Below are 20,312 nucleotides of genomic sequence, written 5' to 3' on the forward strand. Positions count from 1 at the left end.
AAAAAAGATCCTTTAGGGGATCTTTTTTTGTTAGCACCCCACTTAAAAATAATTTAGCCGGGAAAATTTGAATTTCCCGGCTAAATAAATACATCAAAGTATATTAGGCTTTTGATACAAGTTAGTAAGCCCTCGCAAAAAGCACCCGACGCGTGGATGGTTTGCCACTCAAAATACACACACCTTCTTCCAATCCCATATCGTCAATAGGGATACAACGAATAGTTGCCTTCGTTTTTTCCTTTATCTCGTTCTCCGTTTCAGCAGTACCATCCCAATGAGCTAATATAAAACCGCCTTTATTATCCAGCAACTGCACAAACTCATCCCATGAGTCGGCCCTGGTAATATGCTCATCGCGGTAGGCTTTTGCCTTTTTAAACATATTGTTCTGTATATCCAGTAAAAGACCATCGATATACTGACTTATGCCGTCTGCATGAATCAGCTCTTTAACCTTTGTGTCCCTGCGTGCAATCTCAATCTGGTTATTCGCCAGGTCTCTCGCTCCCAAAGTAACCCTAACGGGAACCCCTTTTAATTCGTACTCGGCGAATTTCCATCCCGGCCTGTTATTGTCATTATCATCATATTTAGCCCTGATACCCATGGCCTTAAGGTTTGCCAGAATTTCACTGGCCCTGGCATCAATCAATGCTTTTTGCTCCTCGCCTTTGTAAATAGGTACAATTACAACCTGTAATGGAGCAATTCTCGGAGGCAGCACTAATCCCTCATCGTCGCTATGCGCCATTACCAATGCGCCCACCAACCTGGTGCTCACACCCCAGCTGGTAGCCCAAACGTATTCCTGTTTATTTTCTTTGCTTAAAAACTGTACATCAAATGCCTTGGCGAAATTCTGTCCCAAAAAGTGCGAGGTGCCAGCCTGCAAGGCCTTACCATCCTGCATCAAAGCCTCTATGCAATAGGTATCTACAGCGCCTGCGAAGCGTTCGCTTTCAGTTTTTACACCTTTTATTACCGGAACGGCCATAAATTCCTCTACGAACTCAGCATAAACATCCAGCATTTTTCTTGCCTCAATTTCCGCTTCCTCCTGTGTTGCATGCGCTGTATGTCCTTCCTGCCATAAAAATTCGGCGGTGCGTAAAAACAGGCGGGTACGCATTTCCCATCTTACCACATTGGCCCACTGGTTTACCAGAATAGGTAAGTCACGGTAAGACTGGATCCAGTCCTTGTAAGTATTCCAGATAATTGTTTCGCTGGTAGGACGCACGATCAATTCCTCTTCAAGTTTTGCTTCGGGATCTACTATTACTCCCTTTCCATCCGGATCATTTTTGAGACGGTAGTGGGTAACTACTGCACATTCTTTCGCAAAACCCTCTACGTGGGCAGCTTCTTTACTTAAAAAACTTTTAGGTATAAATAACGGGAAATAAGCATTCATGTGCCCCGTATCCTTAAACATTTTATCCAACGTATCACGCATATTCTCCCAAAGGGCAAATCCATAAGGCTTAATTACCATACAACCTCTCACTGCAGAGTAATCGGCCAACCCTCCTTTCAGAACCAGGTCGTTGTACCATTGCGAGTAATCCTGTTGTCTTGATGTAATTTCTTTACTCATAATTATATTATGTTTTAAAAACCTGCTAATAATAAGTTGGTTATATATATTTCTGTTTGTTTAAACAACTTTTTACCCCTCTTTTATACCCCTTTATCAAACACCAACTTTTTTTAACAAAAAATGTTGTGAATTAAAAGCAAATTGTGCATCCTTTTATAACATTTCAGCGTCACACCATTTAAGGGAGAATATGTATTTTTACAAATTGCTATTTTAAGGATCGCAAATGTAAATTTTAAGCCTAATTAAAACAATTATTAAATATATAAATGGCCAAAATGAAAATAAAATCTACAACCTTACTGTTTCTGGTAGGTATAATGGTGGCGCTAGCCAGCTGTTCTACTGCCTACCGAACCGGGCAAACACCGGATGATGTGTACAGTTCGCCCGCCCCTACACAGGAGGAGTATGCAAAAATCAAGAAAACCGATGAAAGAAGGTACCGCACCTACGATGATGCGGATGAGGAGTATGAAGACTATGATGACCGCTACCTGCGTATGAAAGTGCGCAATCGTAACCGTTGGAGCGACTTAAATGACTGGTATTATTATGGTGACCGGTATAATTTCAGCTATTACAATAACTGGGCTTATTGGAACGACCCCTGGTATTGGAACAATCCCTGGAGCCCTGTTAGCTACTGGAACATGTGGTATAACCCTTGGTATTCCGGCTGGGGCGGCGGATTCGGCTGGGGTATGGGCTGGGGATGGAATAGTCCCTGGTATGCTGGCTGGGGCGGCTGGGGCATGGGCGCCGGCTGGGGCTGGGGTGGCTGGTACGACCCCTGGTATAATGGCTGGTATGGACCCGGTTGGGGCTGGGGCGGCTGGTATGGCGGTGGCGTAATAGCAGGGCGCAGGGCTGATTACGGACCAAGAGCCAACAGTAACTTAAATAGTTATGGCAGAGGCAATATGGTTGGCGGTACGGTGACTGGTGGTCGCGGTACCACACCAGGATATATTAATCCAACAGGCGGTACCTACAGAAGTACTTATGGGGTAAGAAACAACGCCAGCGTGAGTACTAATACAAGTAACTCTGGCTCTTATGGGCGTGCTACAAATACGGGCAGCTATAATCGCTCTTATAACCAGGGGCAAACTTATAGCCGCGAAACCTACTCAGCACCGAGAAGTAATAATAATAGCCAACCCAGCTATTCTCAACCGTCCTCATCACCATCTTATTCGGCGCCTTCAGGTGGCGGCGGTGGTGGCAGCCGGGGCGGCGGCGGTGGAGCTGGTGGGGGCGGCGGAAGCGGCAGAAGATTTTAATATTGCGCCTTAATGTATTGACTGTTATTACTACTTTAAACCTATTAAATTTTATACATGAAAAAAGTTTTCCTGGCTGCAACGCTTGTAGCTATATATAGCGCTTCTCAGGCACAAACGCCTGAAGATGCATTGCGTTACTCCTGGCTTCAGGCTTCAGGTACCGCGCGCTCGCAGGCTATTGGTAACGCTAACGGCGCTATTGGTGGAGAGATATCAACGATCTTCTCCAACCCGGCCAATATTGGCTTTTATAAAACCGGTGACTTTGTTATAACCGGTGGCGCTAATTTTTTAAATAATAACAGTACTTACCTGGGTGTTTCTCAAAAAGACAATAAAGCGGCGGGCTTTTTAGGCACAACCGGTTTTGTTTTAGGGAAACCTTCCTATGGCGGAGGATCTTTGAAAAGCTCAGCCTTTGGTATTGCAGTTAACCGGGTAGCTGATTTTAATAATCGTGTTTTTTACAGCAATAAAGGCGGGCAGCTGAGCCGTACCTCCATGGCAGATTATTTTATAGAGGATATAGTGGCAAATAATGGCCGTAATCCTCATGGGTCTGATCTTGCGGTAAAATCTGGTTGGGTTAAGGAAGTTAATGGCACTAACAATAATATAGATCTTGTCTCGCCCGCTGTTGATTTGATCGATGCAGGTGGAGGCCTTGAGCAACAACAGACAATAGTTACAAATGGAGGCATCACTGAGATAGCTTTTGCCGGTGCCGCTAATTTAAATGAAAGAGTGTATTTAGGAGGAGCAATAGGTATCCCAATGTTGAGATATGGCGCAACCCGGCAGTATACGGAGCAGGATCCGGGCACTACCGCTAATGGCTTTGACGCTGCCTGGTTTGATGATGATTTGGTTACAAAAGGGGTTGGTATTAATGTAAAAGCGGGTGTTGTTTTTAAAGCTACAGATAACCTGAGACTTGGATTTGCAGCCCACTCTCCTACTTTTTATTCTTTAAGCGATAGCTATATAGCGACAGCGGGAGCCAACCTGGATGATTTTGACGCGGAAAACACCAGTTCTGAACTGATTTATGATTATAACCTTAACACCCCTTACAAATTAATGGGTAGCTTCTCATTGTTGTTTGGCAATGTGAATGATGTTAGCAGCCAGAAAGGCTTTATATCGGGTGATGTTGAATATGTAAACCATATGGCATCTAATTTTAGAACTACACGTGATAACAGGGGTGCGGATAACAACCAATTTCGGGGTTTAAACCAGGCCATTGATGCCGCCTATAAAGGCGCTGTTAATGCCAGATTGGGAGCTGAACTTAAGTTCAATACCATTGCAGTACGTTTGGGTGGCGCTTACTATGGCAATCCTTACAAAAATATTGCAGGCGAAAAGGGTGAACTCATTCAGGGTACCGGTGGTTTAGGCTATCGTAACAAAGGCTTTTTTATAGATTTAGCTTATGTACAAAGCTTTGGCAAAGATGTGCTTTTCCCTTACCGGGTTAACCCAGACTTTTACGGAGCAGGCCAGCGTCCTGGTTATGTTAACAATCCGGCGAGCATCAAAACCAATGGCTCAAGAGTATTGTTGACCCTGGGCTTCAAGATTTAGGCAATCAAACATTTATATACCAAAATCCCCCACTTAATTAAGATGGGGGATTTTTTTATGCCGTATGCAAAATATATTAAGCCAGAGAAGCTGTTGACGTAATTTTTGTATTCAGCAACTTACTGATCGGGCAGTTTTCTTCTGCATTTTTTACCGCTGCCTGGAATTGCGCATCATCAATGCCTGGAATAGTAGCTGTAATATCCAAATGACTTTCAACAATAGCCCCATCCTGGAAATCGATGGTGCATTTGGTATCAATATTATCGGCAGTAAATCCTGCTTCGTTTAATACAAAACTCAGCTTCATGGTAAAACAGCCGGCATGAGCGGCAGCTACCAGTTCTTCGGGATTAGTTCCCGGATTTCCATCTTCGAAGCGGGTTTTGAAAGAGTACTGGGCATTGTTTAACACACCCGATTGGGTAGAATTGGTTCCTTTACCTTCTTTCCCTGATCCTTGCCAGTTGGCTGTTGCGAAGCGTTTCATTTGTTACTATTTTATTTTTGTATAATGTTTAGAGAATTAGTTCGTTGGATAATTAAAAGTTATTCCGGTTAATCAAAAGAAGAAACATCACTTACTTCGATATCCGGATCGCGGTCTTCGGGTTCCACAAATTCCAGGATAAAATTATTCTTGCCCTCCCCTATCATGATTTTCAAAAAACTTTGCTGCACTAACTCTAATACCGACAGAAACATAAAGATAGCCTGTACCCGGTTTTCGGCTATTTCAAACAATTTCTCAAAAGAAATATTTTTTTCCGACTGGGCTAAACTAATGACCTGGCCACGACTGGTTTCCATGGTATAGCTGTATTGCACTACTGTATGCACAGGCTTATTGACACGATCGCTATATTTTTGCATAGCTTTTTCAAAAGCCTTCATTAATTTAAAAAGAGACAAAGCCTGGATTTCAGTACCCTCGCCTGCTTCTTCCCCAACATTCGAGAGTTCTTTCTGAATATTACCCCGCTTGATCATCAACATGCGCAGGGCTTCCTTTTCTGCCATTAAAGCTGCGGCTTCTTTAAATTTCTTGTACTCCAGTAATTTGCTTACTAATTCTTCACGCGGATCAATCTCATTACCTAATGCATCAAGCTCTTTGCGCGGTATCAGCATTTTAGCCTTAATACGCATCAATGTAGACACAAACAATATAAACTCGCTAGACAATTCAATATTCAGCGCGTCCTGGTTATGTATGTAATCAAGAAAATCATTCGTAATTTGAGTAATGGGTATATTATATATATCCAGTTCATCCCTTTCAATAAAGAAAAGCAAAAGGTCGAAAGGACCTTCAAATTGAGAAAGCTTTATCTGGTAAGTGGAATTGGTCACAACTTCTCTATTTTAGAATAATAAAGTCCTGCCGTAAAAGCAGGACTTCACGAAATTAATATTTAAACAGACAATCAGGGTCTTTTTTTCAATTCATCGCGAATTTCAATCAACAATTGGTCTGTTGATGATGGGCCTGCAGGAGGAGCCGGAGCTTCTGCCTTTTTCAGCTTATTGGCGCCCTTAATAATCATAAATAATACCAATGCAATACATATAAAGCTTATCGTTGCAGATAGAAAATTACCGTACTTTACCCCGTTCCAGGAAAGTTGCGCAATATTTTCAGCCCCCACAGCTTTTAGCGCCGGGTTCAATAACAAAGGGGTGATCACATCTTCCACTAAAGATGTTACAATTTTTCCGAAAGCAGCACCAATAATAACACCCACAGCCAGGTCTATTACGTTGCCTTTTAGTGCAAACTCTCTAAACTCCTTTAAGAATCCCATAATTTATAAATTTAGTTTATATAAACAAATATAGCGCCATCTTCTCCCTGTAATACATGGTTTAACTTTCGCTGTTTAGAAGAGGGTATTTCATTTTCAGTTTTTGCAAATGCTCTTTTAACGCTTTTGCAATGCAATATTCCTTATACCAATTCTGATCTGCAGGCACAATCTGCCACTCAGGCTGGTTACAATTTACAAAACATTCTTTATAATATTTGTAATATCGATTCCGTAGTGCAGCTTCTTCAAAATCTTTTTTATTGTATTTCCACATCTTAGCCGGGTTGCTCATTCTTTCATTCAAGCGTTCGGCCTGCTCTTCAGCAGAAACATGGAGATAGAATTTTAAAATGCTGGTACTACTGTGCTCCTGTAGCAGTTTTTCGAAATGATTAATCGCATCGAAACGCTGCCTGGCTAATTTGTCGCTACACCAGCCATGGACCCGGGTTACGAGCACATCTTCATAATGCGACCGGTTGAAGACCTGAATATGTCCCTTAGCCGGCACATTTTTATGAATACGCCATAAAAAATCATGAGCCAGCTCTTCCTCTGTTGGTACTTTAAATGAAGTAACCTGTACGCCCTGCGGGTTCATACGACCGAATACATTCTTAATAGCACCATCTTTACCACTGGCATCCATTCCCTGCAATATAATAAGCACTGCATGTTTGCCTTCGGCAAATAATAAGTTCTGAAGCTCATCCAGCTCTTCCACAATTAACTGGGTTTTCTTTTTACAATCTTCCTTGCTGATATTTTCAGGGGCTCTTGTACTTATTTTAGCAAGATTGTAATTACTCATGTAATATTAATTAAATGGACATGATCTCTTTTTCTTTAGCTGCGAGATGTTTTTCTACTAATGCAATATAACCATCTGTAAGTTGCTGTACACTCGCTTCCGCGTCTTTAGAGGCATCTTCGCTCAAGCCGTCTTTTTGCAGTTTTTTAATAGCTTCAATGGCATCCCTTCTGCCACTTCTAACTCCAACCTTCGAGTTCTCCCCCTCTCCCTGGCTCTTTTTTACCAGCTCTCTTCTTCTTTCTTCGGTTAATGGGGGTAAAAACAAACGGATATTAATGCCATCATTTTGTGGATTAATACCAATATTGGCAGCAATAATGGCTCTTTCGATAGGTTGCAGCATATTTTTCTCCCATGGCTGAATGTTTAATGTACGGGCATCCATTACCGTGATATTACCCACCTGGCTGATAGGTACAGCAGATCCATAATAATCAACTACTATTCCATCAATTATCTGGGGGGTAGCTTTTCCGGCACGGATTTTTACCAGTTCGGACTCCAGGTGCGAAATGGCCTTTTTCATACTCTCTTCCGCTGCGGCTACAATCTTATCGATTTGATCTTGCATATATTATATTTTGAAGTGTGGCAAAGCTAACAAAATGCAATAAATTTAAGAAGCCCGCAGAACAGAATAATTAGCCTTGCACTTTCTCAATAGGAATATGCTGCTTGGTAGAAAGATCTATCACCCTGGAATTAGCCTTTTTAGCCTTTAAACTTGAGATAATCTGGCGTTGAAGTACAAGTTTCCTCCGTGGTAATGTAATGTACAACACACCCATTGTTAAAAAGGTTAAACCAAAAACAGATAGTAAAAGGACCGTATTACCCATGGCCCTGCCAAAATATACAGCGCCTATAATAATAATATTGGCAGACACGCAAACTAATACTATAGAGGAGTGATTCAATCCCTTATCTAATAATATATGGTGTATGTGATTTCGATCGGGTGAAAACGGTGAGCGTCCTTTTAATATTCTTATTGCAAAAACCCGGATCGTATCTGCCAGAGGTATCAATAAAATAGATACTCCTATTGCCGCAGCAGAGGAAATAGGTAAAACAGCCGAAGGGTTTGACGCTACCGAAACAAATTTCAACACCAGTATCGACGCAACCATTCCTATTAATAAAGATCCCGAATCACCCATAAAGATTTTTGCAGGATGAAAATTAAAAATAAGAAATGCCAGCAAGGCGGCCGATAAGGCAAAAGAGAACATGGCGTAGGCCGGCAGGGCAGCCAGGTAGAAATAAGTACCCAGCAGCAAAGTAACCATCAAACCCAGTCCACCTGCAAGTCCGTCAATTCCGTCAATAAGATTAAAAGCATTTACCAGTAAAACAATTACAATATAGGTAAGCGGTATGCCATACATGGGCTCCAGCGTTTCGATTCCCAGGAAGCCATATAAACTTTCTATCCTAATTCCACCAAGATGGATGATAATGGCTGCTGCAATAATCTGAACGATAAATTTCTTAAACGCTGATAAAGCGATGATATCATCTTTCAACCCGATGAAGAACATGATAAAAAGAGCTGCAAAGAAATATTGAAACTCCGGATTCTCCAGAAATGAGATATTGAGCAGGGATGAAAAAGTAAGCGCGATAAAAACGCCCACCCCTCCTAATGAGGCGATTGTGTGCTTGTGAAGCTTACGCTCATCCGGAATATCATACAATTTTTTCTTATCTGCGATAAGAATTATCACAGGAATTGCTAAAAAAGCAACTATAAATGATATTATAGCTGTTATTAGTATTTGGAGCATTCGATAAGGATTAAGGTGCCACAAAAGTAGACATTCTACCATTATAAACAATTTTTGGGCCTTTTTTATATTATTGGGGGTAAAACATATTTCAGGCTTTTATAAAAAAACTGCATTTTTGCAACTCATCAAAAAACTGAAACGATGGCAACTTTGCAGGAAATAGCTTCTCAGGTGAGAAGAGATATAGTAAGAATGGTACACGGTTCTCAAAGCGGCCACCCGGGAGGATCTTTGGGTTGTGCCGATTTTTTAACAGCGCTTTATTTTAAAGTGATGGAACACGATCCGTCTTTTAATATGGAAGGCAAAAATGAAAACCTGTTTTTCCTGTCAAATGGCCATATTTCACCTGTATTTTATTCTGTATTAGCACGTTCGGGATATTTTGAAGCAAAAGAACTTTCAACTTTCCGCAAAATCAACAGCCGTCTTCAGGGACACCCTGCCACACATGAACATCTGCCAGGCATCAGGGTTGCGAGTGGCTCTTTAGGCCAGGGATTAAGTGTAGCAATAGGCGCGGCTTTGTCTAAAAAGCTGAATAATGATGATAAATTAGTGTACTCGTTACATGGAGACGGAGAGCTGAATGAGGGTCAGATATGGGAAGCCGTAATGTTTGCGGCTCATCATAAGGTAGATAACCTGATCGCCACAGTTGACTGGAATGGTCAGCAAATTGACGGTCCTACGGAAAAAGTACTGAACATGGGCAACCTGCATGAGAAATTTGCCGCTTTCGGATGGTATGTATTGGAGATGCAGGGTAACGACATGGATGATGTAATTGCGGTTTTGGATAAAGCAAAAGCGGCTTCGGGACAGGGCAAGCCCATTGCAATTATGATGCACACCATCATGGGTAAGGGCGTAGATTTTATGGAAAATGACCACGGATGGCATGGCATTGCTCCCAACGATGAGCAATTAGCTAAAGCACTGGAACAATTACCCGAAACTTTAGGCGACTACTAGTTTGGTTATAAATACTTGAAAAAACCGGTAACAAATGTTGCCGGTTTTTTTGTATAACTTTATTGATACTGTATATAAAGAGGTATTGGTTTAAATTTCACCAGTTCAGATGGTGTATAAATGCCTTTCGAGCCATTTTTCAGGTCATTTTTATAAAATATCTTAAATCCGGCAAATTGAACCGGCTGTTCATAAATGAACCTCTTCCAGGTGCCAGCTTTGAGTTCTTTGCCACCCCAGCCATCCATATCAATTACTACCTGTACTTCGGGTACTTTCTTAATAGCCTTATAATTGGCTACCATATCACTGGTGAAGCGGTGCACCACCAATATTTTCGGAGGCAATTTATTGTCGCGTACAATTTTAGCTAGCAGATCGATGGCATAGTTGATGTCATCAGCATTAAAGCTTCCTATGACACTTCCAGGCTTCTGACCGCCTTTCATGGAAAACTCGGGATCGATACCGAGGTGAAAGTTGGGTAACTTAAAATACTTTTCAAATCGCGGGAGCTCTTCTTCCAAGCTGCTCAATCCTACCTGTACATCTATAAAAGTAAGTGCTTTTATTTCCTTAGCCCAGCTAACAACAGTATCTATCTGCTTAAATGGCATCCTCAATCTATATTTACCATCAGAACCCGGTTCGCCCTGAGCGGTTACCGCTATATAGTGCAGGGCAGGGATAGCAGGTGTTTCAGGATCCGCTTTCTCCCACTTACTCACCTCCCCCCTCAACTTATCCAACATTTGTTTTTTGGGTAGTTCTCCCAATATACCCATCCGGGTTGAGTAAAGGTTACCATAATAGGCAATAATCCTGTTAAAAGGTAATAGTGCACCTTTTAATGGATAAGGTCCCTTTGCAGGCCAACGGCCGGAACTGTCGCCGTTAGCCATCCATTGCATTTTTTTATTATAAGCAGAGGTATCTATAGGAGCTGCCTGGTCATCAACTACAATCGAATCTGTTTTCAGGATACTATCCTGCACCACTATTTCCTGTTGCGTTGCACTATCTGCGGTGCTTCCCGCTTTTTTATCGTTAACATCAGTTCCATTACATACCGCAGTTCCAAAGCTTACTGCAAGAGGCAAAAAGATCCATTTCATTGATTTGATTTAAAGGGGTAAGATTTTTTTTAATTAACAGAATATTCTTTTTGCAATATCCGCATGCGGTAAGCATTCATAGCTGTGTTTCCTAACTTTTTTATAAGACTATAATTAGCAATAAGGCCGACAGGGGCTCCAATCACGGGAAGTAGCTGTGCCATCTTGGCTAAATCGATATAGTCCCGGTATTCCTGTTGAAACTTACGCCATTCAAACTGGTTGATGTCCTCTGGCAACGTAGCAGCATTTTGCTCCCAGTTGACCAGCTTCATATAAACATTGCGACTATGTTCTTTACCGGAAAATGATAATTCAAAAATATGGAGTAAGTAAATACGTTCTTTGTAATCATTGAGATCGAACCCATAAGTGGCTGCTATTTCATATAGCAGTTTTAATTTTATTGCAATGAGAATAGGAAAGTCTGCCAGGCCTAAGAAAAAACCTCCTGCACCTGTTACCCCACCTTCTACAGCGGCAGTGCTCCTGTAAAATTTTATTTTTTCTTTTACCACCAGTTCCCGTTCAAATAGTGATGCAACCTGAAGCGGCTTTGCGGTGGTATGCTTTGCACCAAATAAAACACCCCTGATCATTTGTTTGATAACCGTAGTAATAGCATTATGCACTTTTTCCGGTATAAAGGAGTTGATCTTATCCTGAGCCTTCTTGGATAGTTTGCCGAACAGGCCGGGCCCCTTCAACATGTTGAATTGCCACTTTTCTAATTCATGACCGACAAAAATCTCATATTGATCCATATCGTTGGATTTTGCAAAAACTATACCTGCCAACTCTATATTAATAAAAAACCGGTCAGAAGCAATTCCTGACCGGTGTAAATATCTGCTTTTTTCCATTTACCAGAACCTAACGTAAATGGCAGTAATTAATAATAATGTAACTACGATCAAGATCAGGGTTCTTGGATCTACCTTGAACATGCTCTTATCAATTGCAAAAGCTCTCGGATTTTCTTTAGGACCTGCAAGACTGATAGCAATCATAACCAGAATAGTAATCACGAACGACCAACCCATATTTATAAGGAATGGTATTTCAGTAATAGTGTGCACTACCCCTTTCTCCATCTTTTCGTATGTAAAGGCAGTATACATCCAGGTTTCTTTACCAAATAGCTCAACAGCATAGCTGTTAAAGAAGATAGCCAGTACAAACCCTAACACTACCCCTACCAGGGCTGCTGTACCTGTTGTACGTTTCCAGAACATACCTAACAGGAACATGGCAAATACACCCGGACTGATAAAGCCTGTATATTTCTGGATAAAGGTAAATCCGCCTTCACCACCTATTCCTAATGCGTCTGTCCAGGTGAAAGCCAATGCAATCAACATAGCAATGATAATCGCCCATCTTCCGGTTCTCACCATCTGGATTTCAGAGGCATCAGATTTAATGTACTTTTTATAGATATCCAGGGTATAGATAGTTGAGATACTGTTTACCTTTCCGGCCAGAGAAGCTACGATAGCTGCTGTTAAAGCCGCTACTGCCAAACCTTTTAAACCTACCGGCAAGAATCCTAATATCGCTGAATAAGCGCCATCTTTCACGCCATTAAAACCAGGCAGCTGTCCTTTGCTATGTAATACATACGCTGCAATACCGGGCAACATAACGATGATAGGCATAAACAGTTTCAAAAACCCTGCGAACAGGATCCCTGTGCGGGCTGTTCGCAGATCAGCGCCTAATGCACGTTGCGTGATATATTGATTGCAACCCCAATAATTCAGGTTTACAATCCACTGACCAGCAAAGTACATCGCCAGTCCAGGTAATACTACATACTTCTGTACATCCAGGTTTTCCGGCATCGACAATGTAGTGGTAGTTACCGCGGGTTTATCAAGCATCAGCTTGAAATGCCCCGGAGCTTCATTCATTAAGGATTTAAACCCGGCGATAGCACTACCTACTGCAGCACCATTGATGCGCTGATCTACGATCTGCAAGGCCATATAAACCGTGGCAAAACCACCTATGATTAAAACAGCTACCTGTATTACATCTGTATAACCGATCACCTTCATACCTCCCAAGCCAATGAGCAATGCCATTATTAGTAGTATGATCATAATTACATGCAGGTATCCGCCACCCAACAATGTGTCGATGGCCAACGCGCCCAGGTAAAGGATAGAAGTAAGGTTAACAATTACATATAAGAAAAGCCAGAATACAGCCATTATGAGCGAAACAGACTTGTTGTACCGCGTTTCGAGAAACTGCGGCATCGTATAAATCTTGTTCTTTAAATAAATTGGAATAAACCAAACGGCTACGATGATAAGCGCCACTGCTGCAATCCACTCGTAAGCGGCAACAGCTACCCCTACAAAAAAGCCCTCACCGCTCATTCCAATAAACTGCTCTGCCGAAATATTGGAAGCGATCAAAGAAGCCCCGATGGCCCACCAGGTTAAAGAACCTTCTGCAAGAAAATAGTCATGCGATGCGGAAACCGTTGCTTTTTTCTTACGCATATACACCCAATAACCATAAGATGAAACAAGGATAAAATAGGTAAAAAACACTACGTAGTCCAGCGTACCCAAATTATTACTCATAATGACAGCAATTAAAATTTTTTAAAAAAGTTCGCTAATATAATCAATAAAATAATCGAAAAACGTTATTTTTTTTAAGCTTTATTCAATTGATAATACACATCACTCCAACGTAATTCATTTTTAAAATTGTAGAGTTCTGTGTTTTTACCGATGAGTGTAAACTCAATACCCGCCATATCAGCAAAATCTTCCAGATGCTCGGCTGTCAGGTTTTGTGAATAACCGGTATGGTGAGCACCACCAGCTAATATCCACGCGGCACAGCCGGTGTTCATATCCGGATAAGGTTTCCACAATACGCGTGCTACCGGTAATTTAGGCAGGTCGTTTTGCGGCTCAACCGCCTCCACCTCGTTTACCAATAAACGGAAACGGTTACCCATATCTACTACAGAAGCATTTAAAGCCGGACCGCCGGGCGCATTAAATACCAGGCGCACGGGATCTTCTTTACCGCCAATTCCTAAAGCATGTATTTCAACATTTGCTTTTCCGCTGGCGATACTCGGGCAGATTTCCAGCATGTGAGAACCCAACACCAAAGAATTATTAGGATCGAAATGGTAGGTGTAATCTTCCATAAAGGAGTTACCTCCAGGCAAACCGGCACCCATTACTTTCATGGCACGCACCAGTGCTGCTGTTTTCCAATCTCCCTCACCTGCGAAGCCATAACCACGGGCCATCATTCTTTGGGAACCTATACCTGGCAATTGTTTCATGCCATACAGGTCTTCAAATGTATCGCTATAACCTTTAAAGTTACCTTCTTCCAGGAAACGCTGCAAACCCAGCTCAATCTTTGCTGCATCTACCAGAGATTGATATTGAGGACCTCTTGCATGCAGGCTTTCCATTACATTATAAGTCTCGTGGTATTCTGCAATCAGATCTTCCACCTGCCTATCCGTTACATCATTGATCACTTTCACCAGGTCGCCAATACCATGGGTATTTACGCTATAACCAAAACGCAATTCGGCTTCTACTTTATCTCCATCAGTTACTGCAACATAACGCATATTGTCACCAAAACGCACAAAACGTGCACCCTGCCAATCGTTCCAACCTGCAGCAGCACGTGTCCACACTGCAATACGCGCAATAGCATTATCATCGCGCCAATGCCCTACCACCACTTTTCTTCTTTTGCGCATACGGCTTACCATAAAACCAAATTCCCTGTCGCCATGTGCCGACTGGTTGGTATTCATGAAGTCCATATCGATTGAACCCCATGGAATATCGCGATTATATTGCGTATGAAAATGCAGTAATGGCTTATGTAAGATCTTCAATCCGTTGATCCACATTTTAGCAGGTGAAAAAGTGTGCATCCATGTAATTACACCTATGCAGTTCGCATCGTGATTGGCGTCAGCACAAAAATTATAGATCTCTTCGGTAGATTTTAGTGTTCCTTTATATACAACAGTAACCGGTATAGATGTATGTGCGTTGATATATTCCGCTATTTCCTTTGAATGTTCAGCTACTTCAATAAGTGTTTGCTCTCCGTAAAGGTTTTGGCTACCTGTAGCAAACCAAACCTCTAACTTTTTAAGATCTGTCATGAAATTATATTTTAAGAATTTTGCTTTATTAAATTTAAACTGCCGGCTCCTGTACAGGTTTAGCTCTGCCCATAATAGCTATCCGGGCCATGTTTGCGTTCATAGTGTTTGCTCATTAAGGCCTGTTTTAAACGTGGCGCCTGCGGATTGATCTGCTCTGTTAGTAAAGCCATTTTAGCTACCTGCTCCAACACTGCACTATTATGTACCGCTTTTGCGGCATTTTTTCCCCAGGTAAATGGCGCATGATTGCCCACTAAAACCATTTCGACTTCTTTATAATCAAGATTTTTTTCGTTAAAACAGTTGATGATCTGGAAGCCGGTTTCGTACTCATAGTTTCCTTTGATCATTTCATCGCTCATCGGAGGTGCGCAGGGAATATCCACTGTATTGTAATCGGCGTGTGTAGTACCAAAAATAGGAATATCACGTTGCGACTGTGCCCAGGCAGTTGCATAAGTGGAATGTGTATGTACTATTCCATTAATGCCGTCCCATTGCTTGTACAAAACCGCATGTGTTTTGGTATCAGAGGAAGGGTTTAAGCTGCCTTCAACTGTATTACCGTCAAAATCTACGATCACCATTTTCTCCGGAGAAAGATCATTGTAAGCTACACCACTGGGCTTAATGGCAAAAAGCCCCTGACTTCTATCGGCCTCGCTTACATTTCCGAAAGTAAATAACACCAACCCTAATTGCGGCAATTGCATATTGGCCTCATAAGCCGCTTCACGTATATACTTATAATTCATGAAATCTTAATTGTATCAAATAGTATGGAAATGTCAATGGTCCATTAACTATGGACCATCGGCTATTTTGTTTCTTCAATAAATTTCCCAAATGCATTGTATTGCTCCATGCGTTTTGCGTAGTACGCCACATTTTCAGGTATAGGGTGATATTCAACATCAAATCCCTGCCCCATTGCTTCCATGGCTTGTCCTACATTATCATAAATACCGGCAGCTGTTGCAGCAAACATGGCAGCACCTGTTGCACAGGTTTGCTCTGACTTGTGTATTTTGATGGGCATATTCATTACATCTGCCATAACCTGCATGATGTAAGGCGATTTTTTAGCAACGCCCCCTACTCCAATCAATCCTTTTACGGGAACACCTTCTTCAATAAAACGGTCCACAATTGCGCGGGCGCCAAAACAACTGGCTTCGACCAGGGCTTTAAAAATCGCGGGCGCATCACTACCCAGGTTTAATCCCTTGATTGCGCCTTTCAGCAGTTGGCTGGCATCGGGTGTACGACGGCCATTCAGCCAGTCCACCGCCAATTCATCATCCTCATGCAACGGCAGTTTTGCAGCCGCTTCAGACAGTTCCTTTATAATCCGGGATTCAATAGACTTTTTCAGATCTGCATCTTCTACAAACTGTAACGGCCATGCTAACAGGTTTTTGAACCAGGCATAAATATCACCAAACGCACTCTGCCCTGCTTCTAACCCGATCATCGCAGGAATAACCGAACCAGGCACCTGACCGCAGATGCCGCGCACCAGCTTGTCTCCAAATTCTTTTGTAGGAACAACCAGCATGTCGCAGGTGGAAGTACCCATCACTTTGCTTAAATAGTAAGGCTCTATTTGTCCGCCTACAGCGCCCATATGCGCATCAAAGGCGCCAATGCCCACCACAACTTCAGCACTCAGGCCCAGCCGCTCAGCCCACTCTGCGGACAAATTACCAGCTGCCTGATCGGCCGCATAAGTATCAGCCGGAAGTTTGGCTGTAAAACCATCCAATAATGGATCTAAGGTTGCAAAAAAATCATTGGGAGGAAAACCGTTGAATTCTTTTGCCCATAGACCTTTATGTCCTGCCGAGCAAACGCCTCTTTTAATATCTTTTACATGTGTTCCGCCTGTCAGCAGAAATGGCAACCAGTCACAATGCTCTACCCAGCTGGCAGTAGCATTACGTACGGCTTCGTCTGCACGAAAAACATGCAGTAACTTAGCCCAGAACCATTCGCTGGAATAGATGCCACCTACATATTGCAGGTAATTGGTTTCAAATTTAGTAGCATGCCCGTTTATTTCATCTGCCTCTTTTATGGAAGTATGATCTTTCCATAAAACAAACATCGCGTTAGGGTTTTCTGCAAATTGAGGGTTTAATGCCAATGGAGTACCGGTTTCATCTACGGCTACGGGCGTAGAACCAGTTGTATCAACCGAAAGTCCTTTCACCCTTTTCGCCACTTCAGGTCCTGCTTTTTGCAGGCTATTTTTTACTGTAAACTCTAATCCCTCTACATAATCCAACGGGTGCTGGCGAAACTGGTTCACTCCTGCATTACAGTAAAGGCCTTTTTTCCACCGGGGGTATTCAAAAACCGAAGAAGCTATTTCTTCTCCATTTCTGGCATTCAGGATAACCGATCTTACGGAATCTGATCCGTAATCGACACCTATCACATAAACATCTTGAGACATGGCAGCTTAATAATTTTCGCTAAAATAACGAAAAATAAAATATTAATTGTAATAGCTACAATTATTTTATCCTCCGCGGCGCCACACCTTCATTTGTTATTTGCACTGTTTTTATAAGGCCTTGACTATCAAACTCCATCTTATCGATGCATACCACACGGGAGTTGCCATCCTTCTCTGTAAGGGGCCGGCGGTGATACACAATATAGTACTCATCTTTTCCAGGTATCTGCAAAACAGAATGGTGACCTGCTCCGGTGGCAATAGCCGGATTTTGCTGTAATATCTTGTCCACCCGTTTAAAGGGCCCCATGGGCGAATCTGCAATGGCATAAGCTACACTATAGTCGGGCCCTGTCCAACCGCCTTCCGACCACATAAAGTAGTACTTACCGTTACGGATAAACATAAACGGTCCTTCCACATATTTTTCAGGCGTTACTTCCTTAAAGATGGCACCATCGGCGAAAGGCTCAAAACCGGTAAAGTCCTTCTTTAATTTAGCTACGTTGCAATGTCTCCATCCCCCATAATACATATAGTACCGGCCGTCCTTATCTTTAAAAACGAACTGGTCGATGGGTTGAGCCCCGTTATGAAACTTGTCAATCAATGGTTTACCCAGGTAATCTTTGTAAGGTCCTTCTGGTTTATTGGCTACAGCTACGCCGATTCCTCCTTTTTCATTGTCGCTTTGGATGTCGTTGGCTGCAAAAAAAAGGTAGTATTTTTTATCTTTTTCAACGATAGCCGGTGCCCACATAGCCCTCCATGCCCATTTTATAGCAGCAGTATCTACTATTCGTTCGTGCTTTTGCCAGTTTACCAGGTCTTTGGATGAAAATACATCCATGAAAACCTGCTTATTATAAGGAGCGGAATACGTTGGAAATATCCAGTACTTTTTTTGAAAGAGCGCCACTTCCGGATCGGCATACCAACCCGGAAAAACAGGATTGCCGGATGTAGTTTTCTGAGCGTAGATACCTACCATCAAAAAGAGGGTGGTACAAAAGAGCAAGCTGCGTTTCATATTGAATTAAAAAGTTATGCGGTAAAATAAATCAGATTGAAAGAAATGTCCCTAAGGTAGTTAGATAACGGTCACCAACTTGTTAAGACACTTTAAAGAGGTGGGCCGATCGTATAGTTCCTTTGGTATCAATTTTGTTTTACCATAAAGTCTAAAATAATATCCTTATGAAAGCTATATGGACAGGTGCTATAGGTTTTGGCCTCGTAAATATACCGGTTAAGCTCTACTCAGCTACAGAAGAAAGCAGCCTTGACCTGGACATGCTGGATAAAAAAGACCACAGTCATATCAAATATAAAAGGGTCAATGAAAAAACAGGGAAAGAAGTGGCCTGGGAAAATATTGTAAAAGGTTATGACTATGACGGCAAGTATATTGTACTGGACGAAAAAGATTTTGAAAAAGCGATGCCTGAAAAAACCAAGATCCTTTCCATCGATCATTTTGTACAGGAGGATGAAATAGATAGCATTTATTTTGAAACGCCCTATTTTCTCGAACCACAAAAAAACGGCGAAGCTCCTTATACTTTACTGGCAGAGGCGCTGAAGAAAACCAAGATGGCCGGTGTAGGCACTTTTGTAATGCGTAATAAAGAAGTGCTGGGCATCTTAAGACCTTATGAAAATATCATCCTGTTTCAAAGAATACGATACGACCAGGAAATCCGTAAAACGAGCGACCTGTCTGTACCGAAGCGCACTGTAAAACCGGCTGAATTGAAAATGGCTGTAACCCTGATAGAGCAGCTTTCTGAGAAATTTGACATTTCTGCTTATAAAAATAATTACTCGGAAAAATTAATGAAGGTTATTGAAGCTAAGGCTAAAGGCAAGAAGGTTACAACGCCTAAGCTGCGTGTAGCCCACGTTAAAACAAAAGACCTGATGGAGCAATTAAAAGCCAGCCTGACAGCAAAAAAGAAAGCCTCTTAAGTTATGGCAACACTTAGTAATTATAATAAGAAAAGAAACTTTGGTTCTACAGCCGAGCCAAAAGGCAAATTAGCCAGGAGCGGCAAGCAACTCAAATTTGTAATACAACGACACGCAGCGTCAAGACTTCATTACGATTTTCGCCTGGAGATGGAAGGTGTATTAAAAAGCTGGGCGGTGCCCAAAGGGCCTTCGCTAAATCCTGCTGACAAGCGGTTGGCCATGATGGTAGAAGATCACCCTTATGATTACCGCACATTTGAAGGCACCATACCTGAAGGGAATTACGGAGCGGGAGAAGTAGAAATATGGGATGAAGGAACTTATGAAGCCCTGCAAAAAGAGACCGGAAAAAAGTCCGTTTCATCAGCAGGTAGCGACGAAGCTGTGTTGCTTAAAGAATTGAGGCAGGGCTCCCTTAAATTTATATTACACGGCAAAAAATTAAAAGGAGAGTTCGCCCTGGTAAAAATGAGAACCGAAGATGACGGTAATGCCTGGCTCCTGATTAAACATAAAGACGAGTATGCAGTAAGCACAAAGTATGATGCTGAGCAATTCACCAATAAAACATCTAAGGTAACCAAGGTTGTAAAGGCAAAAGCTGCCCGGAAAGCAAGCCCGAAAAAGCCTGCCCGTCCGGCAGGCGGGCAGGCTTTAAAAAAAAAGCCCGCTCTCAAGCGTTGAGTCCCACGGCCAGTTCAACAAAAGGTAACATAAAG

19 protein-coding genes are annotated in these 20,312 nt (G+C 42.1%); 5 read left to right on the top strand and 14 right to left on the bottom strand.

Annotation, left to right across the window (positions count from 1 at the left end; genetic code table 11):
- Window positions 1-121: 121 nt before the first annotated feature.
- Window positions 122-1,600: a proline--tRNA ligase gene (gene proS / locus ACLOAU_RS23680; protein WP_427864403.1), complete on the bottom strand. Its 1,479-nt coding sequence runs from the start codon at window positions 1,598-1,600 to the stop codon at window positions 122-124.
- Between the two features lie 281 nt (window positions 1,601-1,881).
- Between proS and ACLOAU_RS23685 the strand changes: the two genes are divergently transcribed.
- Together ACLOAU_RS23685 and ACLOAU_RS23690 are read left to right on the top strand one after the other, a co-directional pair.
- Window positions 1,882-2,889 carry a hypothetical protein gene (locus ACLOAU_RS23685; RefSeq protein WP_427864404.1) on the top strand — a complete coding sequence of 336 codons (1,008 nt, stop codon included), beginning with the start codon at window positions 1,882-1,884 and terminating at the stop codon, window positions 2,887-2,889.
- 57 nt (window positions 2,890-2,946) lie between these two features.
- Window positions 2,947-4,482, top strand: coding sequence for an OmpP1/FadL family transporter (locus ACLOAU_RS23690; protein ID WP_427864405.1), 1,536 nt, complete (start codon window positions 2,947-2,949; stop codon window positions 4,480-4,482).
- 76 nt (window positions 4,483-4,558) lie between these two features.
- Here the strand turns inward: ACLOAU_RS23690 and ACLOAU_RS23695 are convergent, their stop codons facing one another.
- The 6 genes from ACLOAU_RS23695 to ACLOAU_RS23720 all read right to left on the bottom strand — a co-directional run bounded on the left by ACLOAU_RS23695 (window position 4,559) and on the right by ACLOAU_RS23720 (window position 8,891).
- Window positions 4,559-4,972, bottom strand: coding sequence for an OsmC family protein (locus tag ACLOAU_RS23695; protein WP_427864406.1), 414 nt, complete (start codon window positions 4,970-4,972; stop codon window positions 4,559-4,561).
- 68 nt (window positions 4,973-5,040) lie between these two features.
- Window positions 5,041-5,835 carry a segregation and condensation protein A gene (locus ACLOAU_RS23700; RefSeq protein WP_427864407.1) on the bottom strand — a complete coding sequence of 265 codons (795 nt, stop codon included), beginning with the start codon at window positions 5,833-5,835 and terminating at the stop codon, window positions 5,041-5,043.
- A gap of 74 nt (window positions 5,836-5,909) precedes the next feature.
- Complete coding sequence (gene mscL, locus ACLOAU_RS23705) at window positions 5,910-6,287, bottom strand: large conductance mechanosensitive channel protein MscL (RefSeq protein WP_427864408.1); 378 nt, start codon at window positions 6,285-6,287, stop codon at window positions 5,910-5,912.
- Window positions 6,288-6,348: 61 nt separating this feature from the next.
- Window positions 6,349-7,101, bottom strand: a complete 753-nt coding sequence (locus ACLOAU_RS23710) for a PPK2 family polyphosphate kinase (RefSeq protein WP_427864409.1) — start codon at window positions 7,099-7,101, stop codon at window positions 6,349-6,351.
- A gap of 10 nt (window positions 7,102-7,111) precedes the next feature.
- Complete coding sequence (frr, locus tag ACLOAU_RS23715; RefSeq protein WP_427864410.1) at window positions 7,112-7,675, bottom strand: ribosome recycling factor; 564 nt, start codon at window positions 7,673-7,675, stop codon at window positions 7,112-7,114.
- 70 nt (window positions 7,676-7,745) lie between these two features.
- A complete protein-coding gene (locus ACLOAU_RS23720; protein WP_427864411.1) occupies window positions 7,746-8,891 on the bottom strand; it encodes a glycosyltransferase family 4 protein in 1,146 nt (381 codons plus the stop codon).
- 144 nt (window positions 8,892-9,035) lie between these two features.
- On the opposite strand from ACLOAU_RS23720, the gene ACLOAU_RS23725 reads away from it, so the two are divergent.
- On the top strand, window positions 9,036-9,869 hold the full coding sequence (locus ACLOAU_RS23725; protein ID WP_427864412.1) for a transketolase: 834 nt from the start codon (window positions 9,036-9,038) through the stop codon (window positions 9,867-9,869).
- Between the two features lie 59 nt (window positions 9,870-9,928).
- Here the strand turns inward: ACLOAU_RS23725 and ACLOAU_RS23730 are convergent, their stop codons facing one another.
- The 7 genes from ACLOAU_RS23730 to ACLOAU_RS23760 all read right to left on the bottom strand — a co-directional run bounded on the left by ACLOAU_RS23730 (window position 9,929) and on the right by ACLOAU_RS23760 (window position 18,652).
- Entirely contained in the window at window positions 9,929-10,984 is a 1,056-nt protein-coding gene (locus tag ACLOAU_RS23730; RefSeq protein ID WP_427864413.1) for a hypothetical protein, read from the bottom strand.
- Between the two features lie 29 nt (window positions 10,985-11,013).
- The gene (locus ACLOAU_RS23735; RefSeq protein ID WP_427864414.1) at window positions 11,014-11,847 is read right to left on the bottom strand and encodes an EcsC family protein; all 834 of its coding nucleotides are present in this window, start codon (window positions 11,845-11,847) and stop codon (window positions 11,014-11,016) included.
- Window positions 11,848-13,581 (bottom strand): sodium:solute symporter family transporter, encoded by a 1,734-nt coding sequence (locus ACLOAU_RS23740; RefSeq protein WP_427864415.1) that lies wholly within the window; start codon window positions 13,579-13,581, stop codon window positions 11,848-11,850. It abuts the gene before it with no gap.
- 74 nt (window positions 13,582-13,655) lie between these two features.
- Complete coding sequence (araA, locus tag ACLOAU_RS23745) at window positions 13,656-15,158, bottom strand: L-arabinose isomerase (RefSeq protein WP_427864416.1); 1,503 nt, start codon at window positions 15,156-15,158, stop codon at window positions 13,656-13,658.
- A gap of 59 nt (window positions 15,159-15,217) precedes the next feature.
- A complete protein-coding gene (locus tag ACLOAU_RS23750; RefSeq protein ID WP_427864417.1) occupies window positions 15,218-15,916 on the bottom strand; it encodes an L-ribulose-5-phosphate 4-epimerase in 699 nt (232 codons plus the stop codon).
- 62 nt (window positions 15,917-15,978) lie between these two features.
- Window positions 15,979-17,619 carry a ribulokinase gene (locus tag ACLOAU_RS23755; protein ID WP_427864418.1) on the bottom strand — a complete coding sequence of 547 codons (1,641 nt, stop codon included), beginning with the start codon at window positions 17,617-17,619 and terminating at the stop codon, window positions 15,979-15,981.
- A 61-nt stretch (window positions 17,620-17,680) separates the two neighbouring features.
- Window positions 17,681-18,652 carry a glycoside hydrolase family 43 protein gene (locus ACLOAU_RS23760; protein WP_427864419.1) on the bottom strand — a complete coding sequence of 324 codons (972 nt, stop codon included), beginning with the start codon at window positions 18,650-18,652 and terminating at the stop codon, window positions 17,681-17,683.
- A gap of 167 nt (window positions 18,653-18,819) precedes the next feature.
- On the opposite strand from ACLOAU_RS23760, the gene ku reads away from it, so the two are divergent.
- Together ku and ACLOAU_RS23770 are read left to right on the top strand one after the other, a co-directional pair.
- The gene (gene ku / locus ACLOAU_RS23765) at window positions 18,820-19,590 is read left to right on the top strand and encodes a non-homologous end joining protein Ku (RefSeq protein WP_427864420.1); all 771 of its coding nucleotides are present in this window, start codon (window positions 18,820-18,822) and stop codon (window positions 19,588-19,590) included.
- Between the two features lie 3 nt (window positions 19,591-19,593).
- Window positions 19,594-20,277, top strand: a complete 684-nt coding sequence (locus ACLOAU_RS23770; protein ID WP_427864421.1) for a DNA polymerase ligase N-terminal domain-containing protein — start codon at window positions 19,594-19,596, stop codon at window positions 20,275-20,277.
- Window positions 20,278-20,312 lie beyond the last annotated feature (35 nt).

Origin of the sequence: Paraniabella aurantiaca (assembly GCF_050309965.1) — a bacterium.
In the GTDB taxonomy this organism is placed as follows: domain Bacteria; phylum Bacteroidota; class Bacteroidia; order Chitinophagales; family Chitinophagaceae; genus Niabella.